General features: G+C 72.5%; 27 protein-coding genes. 18 read left to right on the forward strand and 9 right to left on the reverse strand.

Annotation, left to right across the window (positions count from 1 at the left end; translation table 11 throughout):
• Positions 1–8 precede the first annotated feature (8 nt).
• Together L2C96_RS16485 and L2C96_RS16490 are read left to right on the forward strand one after the other, a co-directional pair.
• The gene (locus tag L2C96_RS16485; RefSeq protein ID WP_237336822.1) at positions 9–860 is read left to right on the forward strand and encodes a Vgb family protein; all 852 of its coding nucleotides are present in this window, start codon (positions 9–11) and stop codon (positions 858–860) included.
• Between the two features lie 61 nt (positions 861–921).
• Complete coding sequence (locus tag L2C96_RS16490) at positions 922–1401, forward strand: carboxymuconolactone decarboxylase family protein (RefSeq protein WP_020416766.1); 480 nt, start codon at positions 922–924, stop codon at positions 1399–1401.
• A 42-nt stretch (positions 1402–1443) separates the two neighbouring features.
• Here the strand turns inward: L2C96_RS16490 and L2C96_RS16495 are convergent, their stop codons facing one another.
• From L2C96_RS16495 to L2C96_RS16505, 3 genes are read right to left on the reverse strand one after another with little or no spacing between them, the layout of a single operon-like run.
• Complete coding sequence (locus L2C96_RS16495) at positions 1444–2937, reverse strand: tripartite tricarboxylate transporter permease (protein ID WP_020416765.1); 1494 nt, start codon at positions 2935–2937, stop codon at positions 1444–1446.
• Between the two features lie 3 nt (positions 2938–2940).
• Positions 2941–3468, reverse strand: a complete 528-nt coding sequence (locus L2C96_RS16500; RefSeq protein ID WP_020416764.1) for a tripartite tricarboxylate transporter TctB family protein — start codon at positions 3466–3468, stop codon at positions 2941–2943.
• Positions 3465–4451 carry a Bug family tripartite tricarboxylate transporter substrate binding protein gene (locus L2C96_RS16505; protein ID WP_020416763.1) on the reverse strand — a complete coding sequence of 329 codons (987 nt, stop codon included), beginning with the start codon at positions 4449–4451 and terminating at the stop codon, positions 3465–3467. Before L2C96_RS16505 ends, L2C96_RS16500 begins: the two co-directional genes overlap by 4 nt.
• Positions 4452–4591: 140 nt before the next feature.
• On the opposite strand from L2C96_RS16505, the gene L2C96_RS16510 reads away from it, so the two are divergent.
• The 5 genes from L2C96_RS16510 (at position 4592) to L2C96_RS16530 (ending at position 9099) form a co-directional block, all read left to right on the forward strand.
• Positions 4592–6151 carry a sensor histidine kinase gene (locus tag L2C96_RS16510; RefSeq protein ID WP_237336823.1) on the forward strand — a complete coding sequence of 520 codons (1560 nt, stop codon included), beginning with the start codon at positions 4592–4594 and terminating at the stop codon, positions 6149–6151.
• Positions 6148–6825, forward strand: a complete 678-nt coding sequence (locus L2C96_RS16515) for a response regulator (protein WP_027935668.1) — start codon at positions 6148–6150, stop codon at positions 6823–6825. Before L2C96_RS16510 ends, L2C96_RS16515 begins: the two co-directional genes overlap by 4 nt.
• A 233-nt stretch (positions 6826–7058) precedes the next feature.
• Positions 7059–8060 (forward strand): CobW family GTP-binding protein, encoded by a 1002-nt coding sequence (locus L2C96_RS16520; protein ID WP_504903513.1) that lies wholly within the window; start codon positions 7059–7061, stop codon positions 8058–8060.
• A gap of 65 nt (positions 8061–8125) precedes the next feature.
• Positions 8126–8332, forward strand: coding sequence for a hypothetical protein (locus L2C96_RS16525; RefSeq protein ID WP_237336824.1), 207 nt, complete (start codon positions 8126–8128; stop codon positions 8330–8332).
• A gap of 53 nt (positions 8333–8385) precedes the next feature.
• Positions 8386–9099 (forward strand): GAF and ANTAR domain-containing protein, encoded by a 714-nt coding sequence (locus tag L2C96_RS16530; protein WP_237336825.1) that lies wholly within the window; start codon positions 8386–8388, stop codon positions 9097–9099.
• A 50-nt stretch (positions 9100–9149) separates the two neighbouring features.
• Here the strand turns inward: L2C96_RS16530 and L2C96_RS16535 are convergent, their stop codons facing one another.
• The 3 genes from L2C96_RS16535 to L2C96_RS16545 all read right to left on the reverse strand — a co-directional run bounded on the left by L2C96_RS16535 (position 9150) and on the right by L2C96_RS16545 (position 10965).
• Complete coding sequence (locus tag L2C96_RS16535) at positions 9150–9920, reverse strand: crotonase/enoyl-CoA hydratase family protein (protein ID WP_020416757.1); 771 nt, start codon at positions 9918–9920, stop codon at positions 9150–9152.
• A 35-nt stretch (positions 9921–9955) separates the two neighbouring features.
• Positions 9956–10210: a hypothetical protein gene (locus tag L2C96_RS16540; RefSeq protein ID WP_237336826.1), complete on the reverse strand. Its 255-nt coding sequence runs from the start codon at positions 10208–10210 to the stop codon at positions 9956–9958.
• Positions 10211–10275: 65 nt separating this feature from the next.
• Positions 10276–10965 (reverse strand): helix-turn-helix transcriptional regulator, encoded by a 690-nt coding sequence (locus L2C96_RS16545; RefSeq protein ID WP_020416755.1) that lies wholly within the window; start codon positions 10963–10965, stop codon positions 10276–10278.
• Positions 10966–11071: 106 nt separating this feature from the next.
• On the opposite strand from L2C96_RS16545, the gene L2C96_RS16550 reads away from it, so the two are divergent.
• Together L2C96_RS16550 and folE are read left to right on the forward strand one after the other, a co-directional pair.
• Positions 11072–11596 (forward strand): DUF2231 domain-containing protein, encoded by a 525-nt coding sequence (locus tag L2C96_RS16550; protein WP_237336827.1) that lies wholly within the window; start codon positions 11072–11074, stop codon positions 11594–11596.
• Positions 11597–11619: 23 nt separating this feature from the next.
• Positions 11620–12219, forward strand: coding sequence for a GTP cyclohydrolase I FolE (gene folE / locus L2C96_RS16555; RefSeq protein ID WP_020416753.1), 600 nt, complete (start codon positions 11620–11622; stop codon positions 12217–12219).
• A 3-nt stretch (positions 12220–12222) separates the two neighbouring features.
• On the opposite strand, the gene L2C96_RS16560 is transcribed toward folE, so the two are convergent.
• Positions 12223–13104: a MerR family transcriptional regulator gene (locus L2C96_RS16560; protein ID WP_237336828.1), complete on the reverse strand. Its 882-nt coding sequence runs from the start codon at positions 13102–13104 to the stop codon at positions 12223–12225.
• A 175-nt stretch (positions 13105–13279) separates the two neighbouring features.
• Here L2C96_RS16560 and L2C96_RS16565 point away from each other — a divergent pair, with 175 nt between their 5' ends.
• Together L2C96_RS16565 and L2C96_RS16570 are read left to right on the forward strand one after the other, a co-directional pair.
• Positions 13280–13858, forward strand: a complete 579-nt coding sequence (locus L2C96_RS16565) for a TetR/AcrR family transcriptional regulator (protein WP_020416751.1) — start codon at positions 13280–13282, stop codon at positions 13856–13858.
• 58 nt (positions 13859–13916) lie between these two features.
• Positions 13917–15083 carry an MFS transporter gene (locus L2C96_RS16570; RefSeq protein ID WP_237336829.1) on the forward strand — a complete coding sequence of 389 codons (1167 nt, stop codon included), beginning with the start codon at positions 13917–13919 and terminating at the stop codon, positions 15081–15083.
• Between the two features lie 28 nt (positions 15084–15111).
• On the opposite strand, the gene L2C96_RS16575 is transcribed toward L2C96_RS16570, so the two are convergent.
• Both L2C96_RS16575 and L2C96_RS16580 read right to left on the reverse strand, forming a co-directional pair.
• Entirely contained in the window at positions 15112–16458 is a 1347-nt protein-coding gene (locus L2C96_RS16575; RefSeq protein ID WP_237336830.1) for a serine hydrolase domain-containing protein, read from the reverse strand.
• A gap of 66 nt (positions 16459–16524) precedes the next feature.
• The gene (locus L2C96_RS16580; protein ID WP_237336831.1) at positions 16525–17271 is read right to left on the reverse strand and encodes a CE1 family esterase; all 747 of its coding nucleotides are present in this window, start codon (positions 17269–17271) and stop codon (positions 16525–16527) included.
• Positions 17272–17485: 214 nt separating this feature from the next.
• Here L2C96_RS16580 and L2C96_RS16585 point away from each other — a divergent pair, with 214 nt between their 5' ends.
• From L2C96_RS16585 to L2C96_RS16615, 7 genes are all read left to right on the forward strand, one after another.
• The gene (locus L2C96_RS16585) at positions 17486–18955 is read left to right on the forward strand and encodes a class I adenylate-forming enzyme family protein (RefSeq protein ID WP_237336832.1); all 1470 of its coding nucleotides are present in this window, start codon (positions 17486–17488) and stop codon (positions 18953–18955) included.
• Complete coding sequence (locus L2C96_RS16590; protein WP_237336833.1) at positions 18952–20073, forward strand: acyltransferase; 1122 nt, start codon at positions 18952–18954, stop codon at positions 20071–20073. The genes L2C96_RS16585 and L2C96_RS16590 overlap by 4 nt, the downstream gene beginning before the upstream one ends.
• Entirely contained in the window at positions 20070–20813 is a 744-nt protein-coding gene (locus L2C96_RS16595) for a phosphosulfolactate synthase (RefSeq protein WP_237336834.1), read from the forward strand. Before L2C96_RS16590 ends, L2C96_RS16595 begins: the two co-directional genes overlap by 4 nt.
• On the forward strand, positions 20806–21204 hold the full coding sequence (locus tag L2C96_RS16600) for a VOC family protein (RefSeq protein ID WP_237336835.1): 399 nt from the start codon (positions 20806–20808) through the stop codon (positions 21202–21204). The genes L2C96_RS16595 and L2C96_RS16600 overlap by 8 nt, the downstream gene beginning before the upstream one ends.
• Complete coding sequence (locus L2C96_RS16605) at positions 21204–21746, forward strand: histidine phosphatase family protein (protein ID WP_237336836.1); 543 nt, start codon at positions 21204–21206, stop codon at positions 21744–21746. Before L2C96_RS16600 ends, L2C96_RS16605 begins: the two co-directional genes overlap by 1 nt.
• A gap of 17 nt (positions 21747–21763) precedes the next feature.
• Positions 21764–22528: an enoyl-CoA hydratase/isomerase family protein gene (locus L2C96_RS16610; protein WP_237336859.1), complete on the forward strand. Its 765-nt coding sequence runs from the start codon at positions 21764–21766 to the stop codon at positions 22526–22528.
• 72 nt (positions 22529–22600) lie between these two features.
• Positions 22601–22984 (forward strand): GntR family transcriptional regulator, encoded by a 384-nt coding sequence (locus L2C96_RS16615; RefSeq protein WP_237336837.1) that lies wholly within the window; start codon positions 22601–22603, stop codon positions 22982–22984.
• Positions 22985–22994 lie beyond the last annotated feature (10 nt).

The raw sequence follows: 22994 nt of genomic DNA on the forward strand, positions 1-22994 counted from the left end.
GGCAGCACGTGCAGATCGACGAACTCACCGTCCCGGGCAAGGGCCCCTACGGGATCACCGCCGGCCCGGACGGCGCCGCGTGGGTCACCCTCGTCCACAGTGGCCAGATCGCGCGGATCTCCGACGACACAAGGGTTTTCGACCTCGACCCGGGCTGCGGCCCGGCCGTGATCACCCCGGGGCCGGACGGCGCGCTCTGGTTCAGCCGCCTGCACGACCACCGCATCGGCCGGATCACCACCGACGGCACGGCGACCTCCGTCGAACTCCCGCCGGAGTGCGGCCCGTACGGGATCACCGCGGGCCCGGACGGCGCGATGTGGTTCACCGAGATGAACACCGACCGCGTCGGCCGCCTCGACGACGGCGCCATCGAGGAATTCCCCCTGGGCGTCAAGGGTTCCTATCCGTCCACAATAGTCACCGGGCCGGACGGCGCGCTGTGGGTGACGCTGAACCAGGCGGACACCATCACGCGCGTCACCACCGGGGGCGCGGTCACCCACTTCGCCCTGCCCACCGAGAAGGCCGCCCCGGTCGGCATCACCGCGGACGACCAGGCGGTGTGGTTCGTCGAGATCGGCGCCGGGCAGGTCGGCCGCGTCACGCCCGACGGCGAGGTCACCGAATTCCCGCTGCCCGACCGCGAAGCGCGCCCGCACGCGATCGTCCCGGACGGCGAAAGCGGTTGCTGGTTCACCGAATGGGGCGCGAACCGCGTCGGGCACATCACCGCCGACGGCGAGTTCGACCACTACCCGCTGCCGACACCGGGCTCCGAGCCACACGGCCTGGCCGTCCTGGACGGCAAGGTGTGGGTCGCGCTCGAGAACGGCAAGGTGGCCCGCCTGCGCCCGTAACACCTCACATCCACGGCCACCGCGTCGTCGGACTTCCAGCAACCATCGAGAAAGGAAGCCGATGACCACTCTTCGCTCGCGCCTGCCCGACCCCGCCCGCTACATCCCCGAAGTGGGCACGATCGCCGGCGCCACCCAGCAGGCCATCCACAACGGAGCCGTCCCGGACACCACCATCCACCTGGTGCAACTGCGCGCCGGTCAGCTGGTCGGCAGCACCTACCAAACCGTCCGGCAGACCGAGGAGCTGCGCAAAGCCGGGGAGACCGAGGAGCGCATCACCGCGGTGGCGTCGTGGCGGAACGCGCCGTACTTCACCGACGGGGAGCGGGTCGCGCTGGAGCTGACCGAGGCCGTGCTCACCCCGAACCCGTCCGGCGAACGCGTTCCCGACGAACTGTTCGCCAGGGCCGCCGCCCACTACGACGAGCGGGAACTGTGGACGCTCACCCTGGTGATCGCCCAGATCTGCTTCTTCGTCCCGGTCGCGCTCATCGCCAAGCCGATCCCCGGCGCGCCACCGGGTGAAAACTACAGCTGAAAAAGAGGAGGGCGGCCGCACCCGCGGCCGCCCTCCCGGTACTCACACCTTCGCCGGTTCCCGGCGGCGCACCAGCTTCCGCACCAGCGGCCACGCCAGCAGCACCGCGACCAGCACGTACACGCCGATCGCGAGCGGCGAGTTCACCAGCCCGGTGAGGTCGCCGTCGCTGATCTGCAGCGCCCGCCGCATCTGCTGCTCCGCGGCCGGGCCGAGGATGACCCCGATGATCGCCGGCAGCACCGGCAACCCGAAGCGCCGCATGGCGAACCCGATCACACCGATCACGTACAGCAGGATCAGGTCGATCACCGAGCCGCTGACCGCGTAGGCCCCGACGCTGGCGAAGAACAGGATCCCGGCGTACAGGTACGGCCGCGGGATCCGCAGCAGCTTCGCCCACACCGGCGCCATCGGCAGGTTGATCAGCAGCAACAGCACCAGCCCGATGAACAGGCTCGCGATCAGCGCCCACACCAGCGCGGACTCGCGCTGGAACAGCAGCGGCCCCGGCTGGATGCCGTACTGCTGGAACGCCGCCAGCATCACCGCGGCGACCGCCGTGGTCGGCAGGCCCAGCGTCAGCATCGACACCAGCGTGCCCGCCGCCGACGCGCTCGCCGTCGACTCCGGGCCGGCGACGCCCTCGATCGCGCCCTTGCCGAACTCGTCCTGCCTGCGCGACAACCGCTTCTCGGTCACGTACGACAGGAACGTCGGGATTTCCGCGCCACCGGCGGGGATCGCGCCGAACGGGAACCCGATCACCGGCCCGCGCAGCCACGGCTTCCACGTCCGCCGCAGGTCCGACCGGGACAGCCAGGGCCGCCCCACCGGGATCGCCTCGGACTGGTTGTGGCGCAGGTGCGCGGCCACCCACAGCGACTCGCCCACGGCGAACAGGCCGACCGCGACGATCACCACGTCGATGCCGTCCGCCAGGTGCAGCGCGCCGAACGTCAGCCGCGACTGGCCGGTCATCTCGTCGAGCCCGACCAGGCCGATCGTCAGCCCGATCAGCAGCGACGCGTAGCCGCGGACGCGGGACTTGCCCAGCACCGAGGTCACCGCGACGAACGACAGCACCATGATCGCGAAGTAGTCCGGCGCCCCGATGTCCACGGCGAGGTCGGCGATCAGCGGCGCGAGCAGCACCAGCGCGATCGTGCCGATGATGCCGCCGGTGAAGTGCCCGATCGCCGCCGCGGCCAGCGCCTGCGGGCCGCGGCCCTTGCGCGCCATGGGATTGCCCTCGATCGCGGTGACCACCGCCGCGCTCTCCCCGGGCGTGTTGAGCAGGATCGACGTCGTCGAGCCGCCGAACATGCCGCCGTAGTAGATGCCGGCGAACATGATGAACGCCGCCGTCGGGTCTAGACCGTAGGTCACCGGCAGCAGCAGTGCCACCGCCATCGCCGGGCCGATGCCCGGCAGCACGCCGATCGCGGTGCCCAGCAGGACACCGATCGCGGCGAACATCAGGTGCGACGGGGTCAGCGCGGTGCCGAAGCCCGCCCACAGGTTGGACAGGTCCATGAGCTACAGCACCCCCATCAGCGGGCCGCCGGGCAGCGGAACGCCCAGCAGCACCGTGAACACGAACCAGGTGACCAGCGAGACGCCTGCCGCGATCAGCGGATCCCGCACCAGGTGCCTGCTGCCCAACGCGTAGGCAGCACCCCAGAACATGATCGCCGACGACAGCGGGAACCCGAGCGTGTCTATCAGCGCGGCGTTCGCCAGGAACGCGCCCGACAACAACAGCACCGTGCGCCAGTCCGCGGGGGCGTCCAGGTCGACGTCCTCCCCCGCCTCCGCCTCGCCGCGGCCGCCGCGCAGCACGTCGCGCGCCAGCAGCAGCGACACGAGCAGCAGCAGCGAGCCGACGAGGATCGGCACCGCCTTCGGGCCGACCGGCCCGCGCTGCGTGAAGTCGGTCGGGATGCTCAGCGCGTCGACGAGCACCAGCACGCCGACGGCGAACAGGAAGACGCAGACACCCAGCTCGGAGTGCGTGCGCCACCAGGACTTCGGCGCGGACGCCGTCTTCTCCTCGATCACGCTCATGCGAGCCCCAGCTCCTTCAGCACCGCGGCGACCCGGTCGTTCTCCGTCTTGAGAAACGCGGCGAAGTCGTCACCCGGCTGGAACGCCGGCGTCCACCCGTTGCGCTGCAACGCTTCCCGCCACTGCGGCGTGTCCTGCAGCCGTGTGAACAACCCGATGAGCCGTTCCCGGTCGCTGTCGGACAGGCCCGGCGGCGCGACGATCCCGCGCCAGTTGGTGAACGACACGTCCACACCGGACTCCTGGAGTGTCGGCGCGTCGATGCCCGGCACCCGTTGCGGGCTGGTCACCGCCAGCGCCCGCAGCGCGCCGGAGGCGATCTGGTCGCGGGTCTCGCCGATGCCGGAGACGCCGAACCCGACCTTGCCGCCCAGCACGGACGCCATCAGCTCGCCACCGCCGTCGAACGGGATGTAGTTGACCCGCGTCGGCGGGATCCCGGCCGCCTGCGCCATCAGCATCGGCGCGAGGTGGTCCGGCCCGCCGGGCGCCGAGCCGCCGCCGACCGGGACGCTGCCCGGGTCCGCGCGCCACGCCTCGACCAGCTGCTGGATCGTCTGGTACGGCGAGTCCTTGCTGACCACGACGATGTCGGCCTCTTCGGTCAGCTTCGCGATCGCGGTGGTGTCCTGCAGCGACGACGGCGACTTGTTGGTGTAGACCGAGCCGACCACGCCGAGCCCCATGGACATGGCGAGCTTGCCGTTGCCGCGCTCGTTCACCAGACGGCCGAGGCCGACCGTGCCGCCCGCGCCGGGCAGGTTGAACACTTCGATGTTGCCGTTGAGCCCGGCGTCCTCGACCGCCTTCACGGCCGTGCGGGCCGTGATGTCGTAGCCGCCGCCGGGCGAGTTGGGGACCATCATCCGCAGGCCCCTGATCTGGGGCCCGGTCTCCTCGCCGCCCGCGGACACCAGCGGGGGGACGAGGAGGAGAGCCACGGCCGCGCCGAGAACGGCGAGCCAGCCCTTGCGATTCTTCATCAGCGCACCTCGTTGTGGACCTTCGTTGCCCGGCATCGTGCACCGGGGCCGCGCCGCTGTCACCCGTTAGGCACCTATCGGTCGTTGTGGTCATTGTGGTCACGGCACGATCGGGCGTAGCGGATGCGATAGTGAGGGGCGTGGGTGCGCAAGGATCGCTGGCCCGCCAGCTGCTGGGCTGGCAGCTGATCATCGTGTTCGCCCTGCTCGCGTGCGTGTTCGGCTACTCCGCCGTGCAGTCCGACCGGACGTTCACCGACACGCAGGGACGCAAGCTGCTCGCCGTCGCCGAGCAGGTCGCGGCGACCGCCGGGGTGCGGGCGAGCCTGGCCGATCCGATCCGGCGGGACGCGCTGCCCGCCTTCGCCGAGTCCGCGCGGACCCTCTCCGGTGCGGACTCGGTGATCATCGCCGCGCCCGACGGGATCGTGCTCACCTCCCCCGACCCGAACCAGCTGCGCACGGAGCTGCCGCTGGGCGCGAGCACCGTGCTGCAGGGGCGTGCCTGGGTCGGCGAGATCTCCGGGCAGCTGGTGGCGCACGTGCCGGTGATCGGGGACGCCGGGCAGATCGTCGGGATCGTCGCGGCAGGCACCGAGACGCCTGGTTTCTTCGAGGGCGTGGCGAACTCGCCCGGCGCGGCGCTGACGATGCTGGGCATCGCGACCGTGGTCGGGGTCGCCGGGTCGCTGCTGCTCACCTGGCGCGTGAAGCGGCAGACGCTGGGCATGGAGCCGCGGGAGATCACCGCGCTGGCCGAGCACCGGGAAGCGCTGCTGCACGGCATCAAGGAGGGCGTGCTCGGCCTGGACTCCCAGCACCGGGTGACGCTCGTCAACGACCAGGCCCGCGACCTGCTGGCGCTGCCCGCGGACTGCGTCGGGCGGCCGGTCGAGGAGCTCGGGCTCAACGAGCGGCTCACCGACGTGCTCACCGGACGCGCGCACGGCGTCGACCAGATCGGCCTGCGAGCGGGGCGGGTGCTGGCGCTCAACCGGATGCCGATCGCGCGCGGCGCCGTCGTGACGCTGCGGGACCGCACCGAGCTGGCCGCGCTGCGCGAGGAGCTGGAGGCCACGTCGCGGGCCACGGACACGCTGCGGGCGCAGGCCCACGAGTTCAGCAACCGCCTGCACACCATCGCCGGGCTGATCGAGCTGGGCGAGTACGACGAGGTGCGGCACTACGTCGACCTGGTCAGCGAGGCCCAGACGAAGTGGCAGGAGGAGGTCACCGCGCACATCGCCGACTCGGCGGTCGCGGCGCTGCTCATCGCGAAGGCCAGCCTGGCCGCCGAGCGGGGCGTCGGCCTGCGGCTCGCGCCCGGGACCGGTCTGGACGATGTGGACGACCGGTTGTCGGCGGACCTGGTGACCGTGGTCGGCAACCTCGTCGACAACGCCCTGGACGCGCTGGCCGGCCGGGACGGCGACTGGATCGAGGTGGAGATCCGGCAGGACGCGGACGCGGTTTCGGTGGTGGTGCGGGACTCCGGGCCGGGGGTGGCGCCGGAGATCGCGACCGAGGTGTTCACCCACGGGTTCACCACGAAGGCCGCCGAGCACGGCGGCAGGCGCGGGCTCGGGCTGGCGCTGACGCGGCAGACCTGCCTGCGCCGCGGCGGCTCGGTGGCCGTGCACAACGCCGACGGCGCGGTGTTCACCGCCGTCCTGCCGACGCGAGCGGAGGTGTCCCGGTGATGCGGGTTCTGGTGGTGGACGACGACTTCATGGTCGCGAAGGTCCACAGTGGATACGTGTCCCGCGCGCCGGGGTTCACCGTCGCCGGGGTGGCGCACACCGGGGCCGAGGCGCTGCGTGCGGCGCGGGAGCTGCACCCGGACCTGGTGCTGCTGGACATCTACCTGCCCGACGTGGACGGCCTGTCGGTGCTGCGGCAGCTGCGGGCGGACCCGGCGACGCAGGACATCGACGTCCTGATCATCACGGCCGCGCGGGACGTGGAGACCGTGCGGGGCGCCCTGCGTGGTGGCGCGCTGCACTACCTGATCAAGCCGTTCCCGTCGTCGGCGCTGCAGGCGCAGCTGGAGGAGTTCGCGACGCTGCGGCGGAAACTGCACCGGCTGGCGCAGCGCAGCACGGCCGGGCAGGAGGACGTGGACGCGGTCTTCGGGGCCCGTACGCCGAAAGCGCTGCCGAAGGGGCTGACCGAGCAGACGGCCGAGCTGGTGCGGCAGGCTCTGCAGGCCCACCCGGACGGGCTGTCGGCGAGCGAGTGCGCCGGGGTGACGGACCTGTCGAGGCCGAGCGCGCGGCGGTACCTGGAGCACTTCGTGGCCGCCGGACGGGCCGAGGTACGGCTGCGCTACGGCGGCACCGGGCGGCCGGAGCGGCAGTACCACTGGCGCGGTTGAGGTCCAGGTCACCCGCCACGCGGGCGGGCCGCCTGGAGACGCAGACCGGTACCGCGGTTGAGCCCCCGCCTGCTCGGCCGCGCCGTTCCGGTGCGGCAGCACCACCCGCGCGGCCAACCCCCACCCGCCTGCTCAACCACAACACACCCCCACGACCGCCCACCCACCACACCGCGACCGGCCGGGGCGGCGCTCCCACTGGCGTGGCCCATCGCGCGCTAGGGTGTCGCGCGGTGAGCACTTCCGAGGCGATTCCCGTGGTCCTGGTCGCCGGTTACCTGGGCTCGGGCAAGACGACACTGGTCAACCACCTCCTGACGCACGCCCGCGACCACCGCATCGGCGTGATCGTCAACGACTTCGGCCGCGTCAACGTGGACGCGCTGGCCGTCGCCGGGCAGGTCGACGCCATGCTGCCGATGGGCAACGGCTGCCTGTGCTGCGCGGTCGACACCGCGGGCCTGGACCGGATGCTGGAGCGGCTCGCCGAGCCGGAGCTGGGCATCGACGCGATCGTCATCGAGGCCAGCGGCCTCGCCGAACCGCGCGACCTGGTGCGGATGCTGCTGTCCAGCGAGAACCCGCGCGTCGCCTACGGCGGGCTCGTCGAGGTGGTCGACGCGGTCGAGTTCGAGGCCAACCGGGTGCGCCACCCCGAGCTGGACGAGCACCTGCGCTTCGCCGACCTGGTGGTGCTGAACAAGACCGACCGGCGCGACGATCCCGGCCTGGTCGAGCTGGTGCGCAAGGTGAGCGAGGGCCGCCCGGTGGTGCGGTCCGCGTTCGGCGCGATCGACCCCGGTCTGCTGTTCGACGCGCGGGAGCGAAAGCCGGTGGCGCGGCAGCTGTCGTTCGACGACCTGCGGCACTCCGACAGCGAGGTCCACGAGCACCTGCACGACGCCTACCGCAGCGTCGAGTTCTCGTCCGACACGCCGCTCCACCCGCGGCACCTGCTGGCGTTCCTGACCGAGCGGCCGGCCGGGCTGTACCGGATGAAGGGGCCGGTGCGGTTCGCCGTGCCCGGCTACGACGACCGGTTCCTGCTGCAGACCGTCGGCCCGTACCTGCGGTTCCACCGGTCGCCGTGGGGTGCGGAGGCCCCGGCGACGCGGCTGGTGCTGATCGGGACCGGTCTCGACGAGGACGACCTGCTGGCGCGGCTGGCGGCCTGCGCGGAACCGGCGGAGCTGCCGGAACGGGCGATCCTGCCGCTGCTCAAGTACTGCGAATAGCGACGCAGGTAACCCCACACCGCCGGGGCGCGATAGGCGAAGCAACCCGGCAAGGAGTGGTTCCCATGCGCGCATCCGCCATCCGGTGGTTCTGGCTGCTCGTGGCGCTCGCGTTCGCGGGCACCGCCGCCGCCGAGGTCTACCTGGCCGTCACCATGGGCGCGGCCTGGGCGTGGGTGCTGGCCGGGCTGCTCGTGCTCGCCTCCGCGGCCTGCGTCGCGGCGGCCCTCCGGCGGGACCGCGTCAGCCGACCGAGGGACCCGGGAATCTGAAACGCGGGGGCAGCCCCTGTCGCCGCCCCAGCCCCATGGATAAGACTGTCCAGGTGACGGACGAACTCATCAAGCCGGCCGACCTCGAGCTCGCGGACGCGCTCAGCGCGGTCGTGCGCACGCTCGAACCGGAGCCGGACGTCGAGCAGACGGTCGCGAACATCGTGCAGGCCGTCGCGGCGACGGTCCCGGGCACCGAGGACGCCGGCGTCTCCCTGCTGGAGTCGGGCAGCCTGAAGTCCGTCGCACCGTCCAGCGAGCGGGTCGCGCGCCTCGACGAGCTGCAGCACAAGCTGGGCGAGGGCCCCTGCGTGGACGCGGTGTACACCGACATCGTGTACCGCACCGCCGACATCGCCGCCGACGAGCGCTGGCCCAAGTTCGGCTACGCCGCCGCCGAGCTGGGGATCAACTCGATGCTCGCGGTGCGCCTGTTCACCGGCAAGACGCTGCTCGGCGCGCTCAACCTGTTCTCCACCCAGCGGGACGCGTTCGACGAATCCGCCGAGCACGTGTGCGGCCTGTTCGCCGCGCACGCGGCCGTCGCGCTGGCCGGGTCGCGGGCCCAGGCGCAGCTGCGCAGCGCGCTGGAGTCGCGCGACGTCATCTCGATGGCCAAGGGCATCCTGATGGAACGCCACCAGGTGACCGACGACCAGGCGTTCGACCTGCTGGTGCGCGCCTCGCAGAACACGAACCGGAAGCTGCACGAGGTCGCGCGCTGGCTGGTGACCGGCACGAACAACGCGATCAACGAGAACAACTAGCCGATCGAGCCGCCGGGGCCGGCGCGCTGGTGGTGCTCCGGGCGGCAGCGCTAGTCGAACGAGCCACCCCGCCCGGCGCCCGCCGCGAAGCGTTGTGCTCCCCGCACCGCGTCGGCGGCCAGTGAGGTCAGGCCGTGCCGCCATTCGTTCGCCATCGCGGCCTGCTCGTCCATGCCATCCTGCTCCAGCAGTGACAGCCGGTCCTCGCGGAGGCACGTCTGCGGGAAACCGGCTATCGCCGCCGCGAGTTCCTCCGCCGCGGCGCGTTCGGTGCCCGCCGGGACGACCCGGTTCGCCAGGCCCATCCGCAGCGCCTCCTCCGCGGGCACCGGGCGACCGGTCAGCACCAGGTCCATCGCCTGGCTGACCCCGATCAGCCGCGGCAGCCGCACGGTGCCGCCGTCGATCAGCGGCACTCCCCAGCGCCGGCAGAACACCCCGAACACCGCGTCCTCGGCCGCGACCCGCAGATCGCACCACAGCGCGAGTTCCAGCCCGCCCGCGACGGCGTGCCCGGCGATCGCGGCGATCACCGGCTTGCCCAGCCGCAGCCGCGTCGGTCCCATCGGGCCGGGGCCGTCCTCGCCCAGCCGGTTGCCGCGCTCGGTGCCGATCGCCTTGAGGTCGGCGCCCGCGCAGAACGTGCCGCCCTCGCCCCACAGCACGGCGACCGCGGCGGAGTCGTCGGCGTCGAACGCCTCGAAAGCCTCCAGCAGCGCCTGCGCGGTCGGGCCGTCGACGGCGTTGCGCGCGTGCGGGCGCGACAGGATCACGGTGCAGACGGGGCCGCTGCGCTCGACCCGGACGGCAGGTTCGACCATGCCGCCACGCTGTCACAACACCCCGGAGTTGTCACTCAGCCGAGCGTCACGCGCGCCAACCGGTCGCCGCGGGCCAAGCGCAGGCCGACCGCGACGACGACGATCACCATGCCAGCGCCACCCACCCCGCACAGCGGCACGTGCCGCAGGAAGCGGCCGCTCGCCGGGGTCAGCCGCTGGAACGCGGTCAGCAAGCACGCGTGCACCGCGACGATGAACAACATCCGGCACCGCGTGAACACAGGATTCCTGGCGTGGAGCACCCGGCGCAGCGCCCGCCAAACTGCCATGACCGACAGGACACCACGCCGAATCACCGGGTGGTTCGTCACCGGCGGGGCGCCGGCTCGAGTGCTCAGGACCTGGCGCGCAGTTCCACGCAGCACTCCCCCGCGCGTGGTTCCAAAGCCGCCTCCACGCTCGTCGCGTCGAGGCCGTCCAGCAGGCCGCCGAGGAAGGACTGGTTGATGCCGCACACCACGGCCGGCTCGCGCGCGGCCAGCGGGTGGAACGGGCAGTTGCGCAGCCGCACGCAGACCGGGGACTCGCGGCTGGGTTCGAAACCGTGCCGTTCCACGACTTCCGCGGCGACGGTCAGCGCCCGCTCGGCGCCGAGGCGGCCCGGCCGCGTCCGCTCGCGCTCGGCGGTCCCGACCGCGCGGCCCCGCTCACGGGCGACGCGAAGCGCGGCGTCGCGGGCGGTCTCGTGTTCGCCTTCGTCCAGCACCGCGCCGAGGAGGATGTCCGCGAGCAGGTCGTGGTGGCGGGGTGGGATGCTGACCCGCACCTCCTCGCCGGAGGGCTCGTAGACCTTGGGGGTGCGGCCCGCGCCCCGGCGCTCGCCGACGAACTCGTAGCGCGCCCGCAGCAACCCGGCCGCCACGAGCTTGTCGAGGTGGAACGCGGCGAGCTTGCGCGAGATGCCGGCGGACGCGGCGGCCTCGTCCCGCGTGACCGGGCGCCGGGCCTGGCGGATGAAGGCGTACATGCTGCGCCGCAGCTCGTCGTCGAGCGCGGCCAGCGCCCGGATCGGCCCCTCGCTCATCGGATCACGATATCACCCAATCTCACATGCGCAATTGCGCACTCTTGACGTTCCGGAGCGATAAGACCAAACTTCATTGGCGAAAACCGAGTAGCCGGAGGTCGTCATGGCAGACGCGAAACGGCCGGCGAGCGCCGTGCTCGCCGGGCCCTACGGTCACCCGTTCCACCCGATCCTGGTGACGGTGCCGATCGGGGCGTGGGTGAGCAGCCTGGTGTTCGACATCGGGTCCCGGATCGTCGCCGGGCCGGGGTTCCTGACGCGCGGATCGGTCTGGCTCATCGCCATCGGGGTCATCGGCGCGGTGCTGGCCGCGGCCACCGGCGCGCTCGACCTGATGGCGGTGCCGCGCGGCACCCGGGCCTTCCGGACCGGGCTCACGCACATGGGGCTCAACCTCACCGTCACCGGCGCGTTCGTCGCCGGTTTCTTCTGGCGTCAGGGCGAGCTCGACGGGCGGGTCGGCATCGGCCCGCTGGTGCTGTCCGCGGCCGCGCTCGCCGCCTTGGCGGTGTCCGGCTACCTCGGCGGCAAGCTCGCCTACCGCTTCGGCGTCCGCGTCGCCGCCGAGGACGTGCAGGCCGAGGGGTACCGCTCGCCGCCGGCCCACCGCACCCGCCCAGCCCACTGACCCACCCGATCGAAAGGCAGCACGTGCAGTCCGAAACCGCCCTGCGAGTCGTCCACGAGCCCGCCGAGGGCGTGGACCTCGCCGCCGCCGAGCTCCACGCCGCCCAGTTCCTCGAAGCACTGGGGGTGTCGCTGGAGTCGGAAAGCCTCCGCGGGACGCCCGGCCGGATGGCCCGCGCCTACGCCGAGCTGTTCTCGCCGCGGCCGTTCGACCTGACCACGTTCCCCAACGACGAGGGGTACGACGAACTGGTGCTGGCGCGGGGAATCCCGGTGCGGTCGGTGTGCGAGCACCACCTGCTGCCGTTCGTCGGCGTCGCGCACGTCGGGTACCTGCCCGGCGAGCGCATCCTGGGATTGTCCAAACTGGCCCGCATCGTCGAGCACTTCGCGCGGCGCCCGCAGGTGCAGGAACGGCTCACCAAGCAGGTGGCGGACTGGCTCGCCGAACACGTCCACCCGAAGGGCGTCGGGGTGGTGATCGAGGCCGAGCACACCTGCATGACGCTGCGGGGCGTGCAGGCCGCGGGTTCGAGCACCGTCACCTCGACGCTGCTCGGCACGCTGCGCGAAGACGCCCGGTCCCGCCAGGAGTTCTTCGCGCTGACCGGCGTCAACCCCTGACGCTCAGGCCAGGGCCTCGACCGCCTCGGCCAGGTCGCGCAGGTGCCGCGTCCCGTCGGGGAGGGCGAGGCCGTCCCAGCCGGGGCCGGCCACGAACAGCCGCGTGCCGGTCAGCTCGCCCGCCGGGACCTGACTGGCCAGCTCGGGCGTGTGCGCCCACACGACCGTCGCCGCCGGTTTGCGCACGGTCACGGTCGTGAGCAGCGACCGCGGCGGCACGCGCGCGCCGAGCGAGATGGTGCCGCGGCCGCGTTCGGCGAGCGCGTGCCGCAGGACCTCCAGCGGCAGCGAGTGCTGTTCGTCCGGCGCGCACGCCAGCAGCACTGAAGCCGAACCGGTGTTGCCCGGCGGGACCGCGTGCAGCGCGGCGATGATCCCGTCGGTGGCGAGGTGCTCGACCTCGACGGGCCCGCCCGGCTCGGCGCACCGCTCGCCCAGCTCCTGCAGGAACGGGACGAGCAGCTTCTGCCACGTGTCGACGGTGCCGTGCCGGTCGAGGAAGCCGACCACGATGCGGCGGAACGCGTCCGGGTCGAGCTTCTCGGCGGCTCCGCGCAGTGACCGCCGCCGACGGCTCGCCACCCGGTCGGGCACCTGACCGGGTGGGGCGATCGGCGGCGCCGCACCCGCGCTCACGCTCGCGGCCGCGCTCGCCACCGGCACGCCCTGGCGCACCAGGTGCACCACGCGCTCCAGCCGTCGCAGGTCGCCGACCGTGTACCGGCGGTGCCGCCCCGGTTCGCGGGAGCTCGGCCCCAGCCCGTGCCTGCGGTCCCAGCTGCGCAGTGTCGCGACCGCGACACCAAGCCTGCTCGCCACCGCGGCAGGGGTCAGCACCGCTTCGGGCGGTACCGCTTCGCGCGCGGCCTGCCCCGTGCGGCTCATCAGTTCACGCCTCCCGATGACTTCCGGTCACCGCCCACCCGGGCGGATCCATCATTCGATTGTGCAACATTCGCGCGTCCCTTGGTTGACGATCAACTCGATAATCGGGCAGAAGGAGCGCACACAGACCAGGGTTATTGGAACGATCGGTTGGCAATGCGCTACGCTGCCGATCATGGCGAGGACCAAGGAGTTCGATCCGGACGCCGCGTTGCACGCGGCGCTGGAGCTGTTCTGGCGACAGGGCTACGAGGCCACCTCGATGCAGGACCTGGTCGACCACGTCGGCGTCAACCGCGCCAGCCTGTACGCCACCTACGGCAGCAAGCACGACCTGTACCTGCGCGCGCTGGACCGGTACTGCGAACTGCGCGGCACCGAGACGATGACCGCGCTCAACCGGCCCGGCCCCGCGCTCGACGCGGTCCGCGACTTCGTCCACTCCTACGTCACCGAGTGCCGCGAGGACGCGGAGCGCAAGGGCTGCCTGGTCACCAACACCGCGACCGAGCTGCTGCCACGCGACGCGAAGGCGGCCCGCCGGGTGGACATCGCCTTCGGGGAGCTGGAGGCCGCACTGGCCGGCACCCTCTCCCGCGCCCAGCAGGAGGGCGACCTCCCGCCGGACAAGGACCCGCGGGCGCTGGCCCGCTTCCTCGTCACGTTCATCCAGGGCATCCGCGTGGTCGGCAAGACCGACGACATCCGCCGCCTGGACGAAGCCGTCGACCAGGCCTTGTCGCTGCTCGCCTGAAAGCCCTCGCGGCTTGACCCGATTCTGGAACGTACGGTTGTCTATGAGAGGAGTGCGCATGCCACGCGCGATCTACGTGCTGAGCCTCGGCGTGTTCGCGATGGTCACGAGCGAGTTCGTCGTCGCCGGGCTCATGCCCCAGCTGGCCGACGGGCTCGGCGTCACGGTGCCGCAGATCGGCTACCTGATCACCGCGTTCGCGGTCGCGATGGCGGCGGGCGGCCCGGTGCTCACCGTCGCCCTGATGCGGCTCGCCCCGAAGACCGCGCTGATGCTGTTGTTCGCGGTCTTCCTGGCGGGCAACGTCCTGGCCGCGACCGCGAGCGGTTACGGCACGATGCTGGTCGCCCGCGTCGTCACCGGCGTCGCCGCGCAGGCGTTCTTCGGCATCGGCATCTCGCTGACCGCGCAGCTCACCCGCCCGGAGGTCCGCGGCCGCGCGATCGCCGTGGTGATGAACGGCCTGATGCTCGGCACCCTGCTCGGCCTGCCGCTCGCCACGGTCGTCGGCGAGAACCTCGGCTGGCGCGCGGCGTTCTGGGCGATCGGCGTGCTGGCCGTGGTCGCGGCGCTGGCCACGCTCGCCGGCGTGCCCGCGCTCGCCACGTCCACCGAGGGCGGCACCTTCCGCGAAGAACTGGGCGTGTTCCGCGCCCCGCGGTTGTGGCTGGCGCTGTCGACCAGCACGCTCATCATCGGCGCCACGTTCTCCGCGTTCAGCTACTTCACGCCGATCCTCACCGAGGTCACCGGGTTCGACGGCGGCACGGTGCCGCTGCTGCTCGTCGCCTACGGCGCGGCCACGGTCGTGGGCAACGTCGTCGTCGGGCGTCTCGCCGACCGGCACACCCTGCCTGTTCTGGTGGCCGGCCTCGCGCTGAACCTGGTCTTCCTCGCCGCGTTCGCCGTGCTCGCCGACCTGCCCGCGCCCGCGGTGGTGACGATGCTCGGCATCGGGCTGGTGGGCGTGACGATGAACCCGGCGATGGTGACCCGCGTGCAGCGCGCCGGCAACGCCCGGCCGCTGGTCAACACCGTGCACTCGTCGTTCATCACGCTCGGCGTCATCCTCGGGTCGTCGCTCGGCGGGCTGGCGATCGAGACGTCCGGGCTGCGCGCGCCGCTGTGGCTCGGCGCCGGCCTCGCGGCGCTCGGGCTGCTGACCGTGCTGCCCGAACTGCTGCGCCGCCGGGTGCCCGCGCCGGCCCTGCAGCCGTGCGCCTGACCGGCCGAGCACCCGGACGGCAGGAGCGTCACCCGAGGCAGGCCCGGACCGCGTCGGCCAGGTTCGTCGCCCGCGGGTCGTCCGGGCGGTAGTTCCACAGGTTGGGGACGTAGCCGAACCCGACACGGGCGTCGGGGTCGGCGAAACCCACCGATCCACCAGAGCCCGGGTGGCCGAACGACCGCGGTCCGAGCATCGGGTACGGCGGGCAGGCCCGCCAGAACCCCAGCGACATGTTGAAGGAGCGGTCGGCCGGGAGGCTCAGCCCCGGCGGCAGCCCGTGCATGCGCGTGCGGTCGGTCTGGATCTCGGTCGCCGTGCCGACGGTCGACGGCTTGAGCAGCCGCACACCGTCGACGCGGCTGACGGTGGCGGCGTACATCCGGGCGATCGAGTGCGCGTCGGCGACCATGTTCGCGGCCGGGAACTCCGCCGCACGCCAGGCACGCGTGGTGAAGTAGCTGGTCGTGTTGTCGAAGGCGCCGCCGAGCTCGCCCGCGCGGATGGCGACGGAACCCGGGCTGTACTGAGCGTTCACCCACGCGGTGACCGTGTCGGCGTCGAGCCCGGTCACCTTGATCAACCCGGCGAGCAGCTCGTCCACGGTGAACGGGGCGGCGTCGTGGATCCGCGCGACCCGCCGTTCGTGCTTCTCCGGCAGGCCGATCCACGCGTCGAGCCCGAGCGGGCGGGCCACCTCCTCGGCGAAGAAGGTGCCGAGCGACTTGCCGGTGATCCGGCGCACCACCTCGCCGACCAGGAACCCGAAGGTGTGGGCGTGGTAGATGTGCTCGGTGCCGGGCTGCCACAGCGGCGGCTGCGCTTCGAGCGCCCGGATGACCGGGTGCCAGGCGCACGCGTCCGCGAAGGTCAGCGGCCCGTCCACAACCGGCAGGCCGGCCTGGTGAGACAGCAGCCGGCACACCGGGATCGTGTCCTTGCCGCGCGCGCCGAACTCCGGCCAGTACCGGACCACCGGCGCGTCCAGGTCCAGCAGACCGCGTTGCACCAGCAGGTGCGCGCAGATCGCGGTGGCGCCCTTCGTCGTCGAGGCGACCTGGGCGATGGTGTTCGCGCGCCACGGCCGGTTCGCCTCGCGATCGGCGAGGCCGTCCCAGAGGTCGACCACGAGGCGGCCGTCCACGTAGACGCTGCACGCCGCGCCGACCTCGCCAGGGCCGTCGAAGTTCGCGCGGAACGCGTCGGCGACCTTCCCCCAGCCGCGGGCGACGCCACGCTCACCGCGGTCGCCTTCGTGGCTTTCCGCGGAGGCGGTTCCGGCCCCGGCGAGGGTGAGCGCGGCGGCGCCACCGGCGCCCTGCAGAACGGTTCGGCGCGTCAGGCGCCCGTGCTCCGGTGAGGTGGAAGCAGGCATGACACATCTCCTCCGTGTTGTTCCGTGTCCCGGAATCCGATGCGTCCACCGTCGCCGGGCGGCCGGTCACCGCGCTGACATCGCGCTGACACCGCCGTGCCTGACCTGACGGGACAGGAAGTTCCACATCAGCCCGGCCACGGAGGACGGCCAGGCGTGGGTGAGACCGGGGAACACGATGGACTGCACGGCGGCTCCGCCGTGGCAGCCGCGCCACGTCGTCACCACCGCCGGGCCGGTCCGCCGCGTCGAGGAGTGCGCCGGACAGGAGTTCAGTGCCCGCCAGGTCGTGGTCGCGTGCTGCACCACCTGGGCGCCGTGCTGGAGGATCCGGTCCGCGGTCCCGGCGGCGACGAGCGCGGACAACCCGGCCGCGGCGCGGTTCGCGCACGTCGTGGGCGGGGCGGCGCCGTAGGTCGCGAACGCGGCGAAGGTGGCCGGCGAGACGCACGCGAGGTGGAACGCGAGCCGCCCGCCGTTGCTGTAACCGACGAGGTAGATCCGCCGCGGATCGGTGCCGAACGCCCGCGTGGCGTCCGCGACCACCGCCTGCACGAACGCCGTGTCGTCGACGTGCCGACGGGCGGCCAGACCACAGCAACCGCTGCCCGCGTTCCACGACTGCCCGATTCCCGCCGGATACACGACATCGGCGAGCCCGTTTTCCGCGAACCGCAGAAAACCGGTCCGGGTCGCCATATTCCGGACATCCATTCCACGACCGTGCAACACCACCAGCAACGGCAGTCCGGAATGGGCGGATTCCGCCCGCACCGCCAGATAAGTCCGCCCCGCCACCACCCGGGTCGTCATCGAAACTCCTTGCGCCACAGCGGAAACCGAACCGCCGACGAGCAGCACGCACAGGACGCTCACCAGGAACGCTTTCCACCACCGCACGGAATCAGTTTGACCGGAATTCCGTGGGGCGCGGGTGAGCACAGCGTTTTCTCAGGCGGCTCTCACCGGCCGCCCAGAAAGGGGGACGACACTCGGCCGGGTCGTTCGCCGAACCAGAGGAGTGCAGATGGCCGTGATTTCCCGGATGCTGGAGGTGCGCGCCCAGGACCGGCCGGACGAGGTGGCCTTCCTCGACGGCGCGGACGGGCGCGAGCTGACCTGGCGTTCGGTCGCGGCCACCGCGCGGCGCTGGCGCGAACTCGCCCGCGATCTGCCGCCCCGCACCCGGATCGGCCTGGTGGCAGCGGATCCGCTGGCGTTCACCGCCGCCTACCTCGGCTGCCTCGCCGCGGGCCTGACCGCCGCGCCGGTCGATCCCCGGCTCACCGCCGCCGAACTGGGCACCGCCCTCGACCGGCTGCGCGCCGCGGTCGTCGCGACCGACCAGCCGGACCTGGTGCCCGGACACCCGACCTGGGCGCTCGACCGCGACGGCCCGCGTCCCGTCCGGACCGGTCGCATCCGCGCCGACGGCACCGCGTTGCGACCCGCGGTGCTGCTCACCAGTTCCGGCACCACCGGCGCGCCCAAGGGGATCCCGCTCAGCGAGTGGCAGCTCGTGCGCGCCGCTCGCCGCGTCGCCCGGCACCACCGGTTCGGCCCCGGCGAGCGCGGGTACACGCCACTCCCCCTCTTCCACGTGAACGCGCAGGTGATGGGCCTGCTGGCGACCGTGGTCAGCGGCGGCTCGCTGGTCCTCGACCGGAGGTTCAGCGCCGTCGACCACTGGGACCGCGTCGGGCGCTGGTCGCCGACCTGGCTCAACACCGTCCCCGCGATCCTCGCCTCGCTCGCCGGGCAGCCCGCGCCGCCGGAGCACGTCGTCCGCCGCATCCGGTTCGCGCGGTCGGCGTCGGCGCCGTTGTCACCGGAGATCGCGCGGCGCTTCACGGAGCGCACCGGCGTCGGCGTGCTGGAGACCTACGGGATGTCCGAGGCCGCCGGGCAGATCACCGCGAACCCGCTCGAACCCCGGCTGCGCCGCGCCGGCTCGGTCGGCCTGCCCGTCGGGGTCGGTGTCGTGGTGGCCGGGCCGGACGGCGCGGTGCTGCCGTCGGGCGAACGCGGCGAGGTTCGGCTGCGCGGCCGTCAAGTGGTGAGCCGGTACCTCGAACTGGACGGTCTCGGCGAACGGATCCGCCCGGCCCGGACGCCGGACGGGTGGCTGCCGACCGGTGACGTGGGCGTGCTCGACGAGCACGGGTACCTGACGCTCGCCGGGCGCGTGGACGACGTCATCAACCGCGGCGGCGAGAAGATCTACCCGCACGAGATCGAGGACGTGCTGCTCGCGCACCCGGCGGTCACCGCGGTCGCGGTCGTCGGCGCGCCGGACGAGCGCCTCGGCCAGGTTCCCGTCGCGTTCGTGACCGGACGGCCGGAACCCGGGCTGGCGCGGGCTTTGCACGGCTGGTGCGAACAGCGGCTGGCCCGCTACAAGCGGCCGTCGGTGATCGAGGTGACGACGGCCCTGCCGCTCGGCCCGACCGGGAAGGTGCTGCGCCGTGAACTGCGCGCCGCGGCGGGCGGCCGGTGAGCCGGGGCGGCGCGCACCTGCACTACGTCGACCTGGTGCGGGTCCTGACCGTCGGGCTGGTGATCGGCCTGCACGTGCTGGCGCTGGCGCCGTTCGCGCCGGGCGTGCCGATCGGCGGGCTGATCGTCGTCTTCCACGTCAGCCGCGAGGTGTTCTTCCTGCTGACCGCGTTCGTGCTCACCTACAGCACAGTCCGCAAGCCGCGGTGGCGCGAGTTCTGGCGACGGCGCTACCTGTTCGTGGTCGTGCCGTATCTGCTGTGGACGGTCGTCTACTTCCTGGCGAACGGCGGACCGTACTCGGCGACGGCGTTCGTCCCCGAGCTGCTCACCGGCACCGCGCGCTACCACCTGTACTTCCTGCTCGTGTCGATGCAGATCTACCTGGTGTGGCCGCTCGTCCGGGCGCTGATCGCGGTGACCCGGCGGTACCACTGGGCGCTGCTGGCCTTCGCGGTGGCGTTCCAGCTGGTGTTCTCGCTCGCCGTGCAGCAGCAGTGGGACCTCGGCGGGCTGTCCGGGTGGGTGCACGCGCCGGACGCCTGGCTGCCCAGCTACCTCGGCTACGTGCTGGCCGGCGCGCTGGCCGGGACGCACCGGGAACGGCTCGTGGCGTGGACCCGCGCGCACGTTCCGCTGGTCCTCGGCGGCTGCGTGGCGGCGCTGGCGCTCGGTGTGGGTGTCTACTTGGGACAGGTCTACTCGGCCGGGACACCGCCGCTGGTGGCCAGCATCGTGTTCCAGCCCGTCGTCGTGGTGGAGAGTTTCGCCGTGGCCTTGGCGTTCCTCGCGCTCGGTCTGGTGTGGACGGAGCGCGGGACGCCGTGGCGCGGTCTGGTCCGGGCGGCCTCCGACGCGTCGTTCGGCGTCTACCTGCTCCACCCGCTGCTGCTGCAGGGCCTGCTCCTCGCGGTCGTCGCCGCCGGACCCGCGCAACCGCCGGACGCGGTGCTGCTGCCCGTGCTGGTGCTGGTGGTCGTCCCGCTCGTCTACTCCGCATCCGGCCTGGTCACCGCACTGGCGCGGCGCACCCCGGCCAGCCTCGCCCTCACCGGGCGGCCCCGGCCGCGCGCTCGCGTGCCCGCGCCCGCCCTCGTCCCCACAGGAGGAACCCGATGAACACCGGTGTGACCATGGTGATCGACCCCGGTCTGCCGACCGGCGCGTTCACCGACCTGGTGGCCAGCCACGGCGACCACATCGACCTGCTCAAGTTCGGCTGGGGCACCGCGCTGGTGACCAGGGACCTGCACCGCAAGATCGCCGTGCTGCGGGAAGCCGGGATCGGCTGCTACTTCGGCGGCACGCTGTTCGAGCACTACCTGGTGCGCGACCGGCTGGACGACTACCTGGCGTTCGTCGACGACGCCGGGGCGACCCACATCGAGGTGTCCAACGGCACGATCCCGTTGTCGCAGCACGACAAGGCGTTCTACGTCGAGCGGATGACCCGGTACCGGCCGGTGCTCGCCGAGGTCGGTTACAAGGACGCGGGCCGTTCGGCGAGCCTCGGGCCGGGCGACTGGGTCGCCGCGATCGCCGAGGACCTCGCCGCGGGCGCGGACTTCGTGATCACCGAGACGCGCGAGAGCGGCCGCAGCGGCCTGGCCCGGCCGGACGGGCACGTGCGCGAGGACGTGCTGCACGCGGTGATCTCCGCGGTCGACCACCGGCGCCTGCTGTTCGAGGCGCCGACCAAGGACCTGCAGGTCGAACTGATCCAGGCGCTCGGGCCGTCGGTGAACCTCGGCAACATCGCCACCACCGACGTGCTCGGCGTGGAAACCCTGCGGCGCGGGCTGCGCGCCGACACCCTGATCCAGCTCACCCCCACTCTCGAAAGGACCGTCCATGCGTGACCCCAGGGACGCCTGCCACGTCGCCATTCCCGCCCGCGACCTCGACGAGGCCGTCGAGTTCTACGTGTTCGGCCTCGGCGCGAAACTGGCCCGCCGCTACGACGACCGCGTGACGTTCGACTTCTTCGGCGACCAGCTCGTCTGCCACCTGTCGGAGAACGTGCCGGCGGAGGCGGTGGCGTACCCGCGGCACTTCGGGGTGAGCTTCGCGCGGGCCGAGGACTTCGACCGGCTGGTGCGGGTCGTCGAGCACCGGAAGCTGAAGGTGCTGTCCGGGCCGTCGCTGCGGTTCGAGGGGACGGCCGAGCAGCACCGCACGTTGTTCCTGGTGGACCCGTCGAACAACGTGCTGGAGTTCAAGAACTACGACGACCCGCGGTTGCAGTACTGATGGCCGTGCACCTGGTGCGGCACGGGCAGAGCGCGTGGAACGTCGCCGGCCGCGTGCAGGGGCAGTCGCCGCGCGCGGGTTCGCTGACCGCGGCGGGGCGGGCGCAGGCGGCCGCGCTGGACGTGACCGGGACGGTGCTCGTGTCGAGCGATCTGCCCAGGGCGCGGGAGACGGCGCAGATCATCGCGGCCCGGCTGGGGCTGCCGGTGCTGGTCGACGCCGGGTTGCGGGAGCAGCGGCTGGGCGCGCTCGAGGGCAGGCGGTTCGCCGAGGTGCGGCCGGTGATCGACGGCCTGTGGGCGCACCCGCTGCGGCTGCCGCCCGGAGGCGGGGAGAGCGTGGCCGACCTGCACCTGCGGGTGCGGCGGACGCTGGGCAGGCTGGCGGCGCGGCACGCCGGGGAGGAGCTGGTCGTGGTGACGCACGGCGGCCCGATCCGGGTGGCGACGGCCGGGGTGGACCCGCTGTCGGGGGCCGCAGTGCCGCGCGTGGCGGTCGGCAATGCGGCGGTGATCACTGTGCGTCCGGGCGCGGCCGTCTAGTCTGCGGCCTTGTGACTGTGCGCCTGGACCTCGAGCCCACCGGACTGGCCGTCCTGACGGTCGACGCCGGGCCGCTCAACCTGTACACGCTGGAGCTGCACGCGGACTTCGACGCCGCGCTGGACCGCCTCGGGGACGCGCGGGCGCTGCTGATCCGCGCCGAGGGCAAGGTCGTCAGCGGCGGCGTCGACGTGTCCCTGTTCGCCGCGCAGGAGACGCCCGAGCAGGCGAAGGAGCTGTTCGACCGGATGCTGGCGCTGCCGGACCGGATCGCGGCGCTGGAGATCCCGACGGTGTTCGCGGCGCACGCGTTGTGCCTGACGTGGGCGTTCGAGGTCGCGGTGGCGTGCGACCTGATCCTGGCGGCGGAGCGGGCGTCGTTCGGGCTGGTCGAGAAGGTCGTCGGCCTGACCCCGACGATGGGCGGCACGCAGCGCCTGGCCGCGCGGGCGGGCGTCGGGCGGGCCGCGGAGTTCGTGACGACGGGCGACCGCTACCCGGCGGCGGAGCTGGCGCGGTGGGGCGTGGTGAACCGGGTGCTGCCGGACGCCGGTTTCGACGAGGCGGCGCGCGCTTTCGCGGCATCGTTGGCGGAGGGCCCGACACGCGCCCACGCGGCGACGAAGAAGGTGCTGTCACACTTCGCGAACGGCGGCGTCGCCGAGGCGAACAAGCACATCACGTCCATCGCGGCGGACCTGTACCGCACAGAGGACCTGCGCAACGCGGTGCGGTCGTTTCTGGAGGAAGGTCCGGGGAAGGCGAAGTTCACCGGTCGCTGACCGGGCACACCGGTGGCTCGGCGGAGCCGTCGTGTACTACCCTTTCACTACTTGATTAGTGAAAGGGTTCTTGTGATCGAGTTCCGGATCGACCGGCGCAGCGGCGTAGCCACCTACCTGCAGTTGGTGCAGCAGGTCGAACAGGCGTTGCGGCTCGGCCGGCTCCGGCCGGGCGACCGGTTGCCCACCGCCAAGGAGGTGGTGAGCAGCATCGCCATCAACCCGAACACGGTGCTCAAGGCGTACCGCGAACTCGAACGCGAAGGGCTCGTCGAAGCGCGGCGCGGGCTCGGCACCTTCGTCCGGCGTTCCCTCGGGCACGGCGACGCGGTGGACGGCGCCGTGCTGCGCCAGAAGCTGGAGAGCTGGATCCGGGAGTCCCGCGCGGCCGGGCTGGAGCGGGAGGACATCGAAGCGCTGGTCAAGTCGGTACTCGACGAACACCACTGGACGTGAAGGAGGGGGC

It is taken from the genome of Amycolatopsis tucumanensis, assembly GCF_021654135.1.
GTDB lineage: Bacteria > Actinomycetota > Actinomycetes > Mycobacteriales > Pseudonocardiaceae > Amycolatopsis_E > Amycolatopsis_E tucumanensis.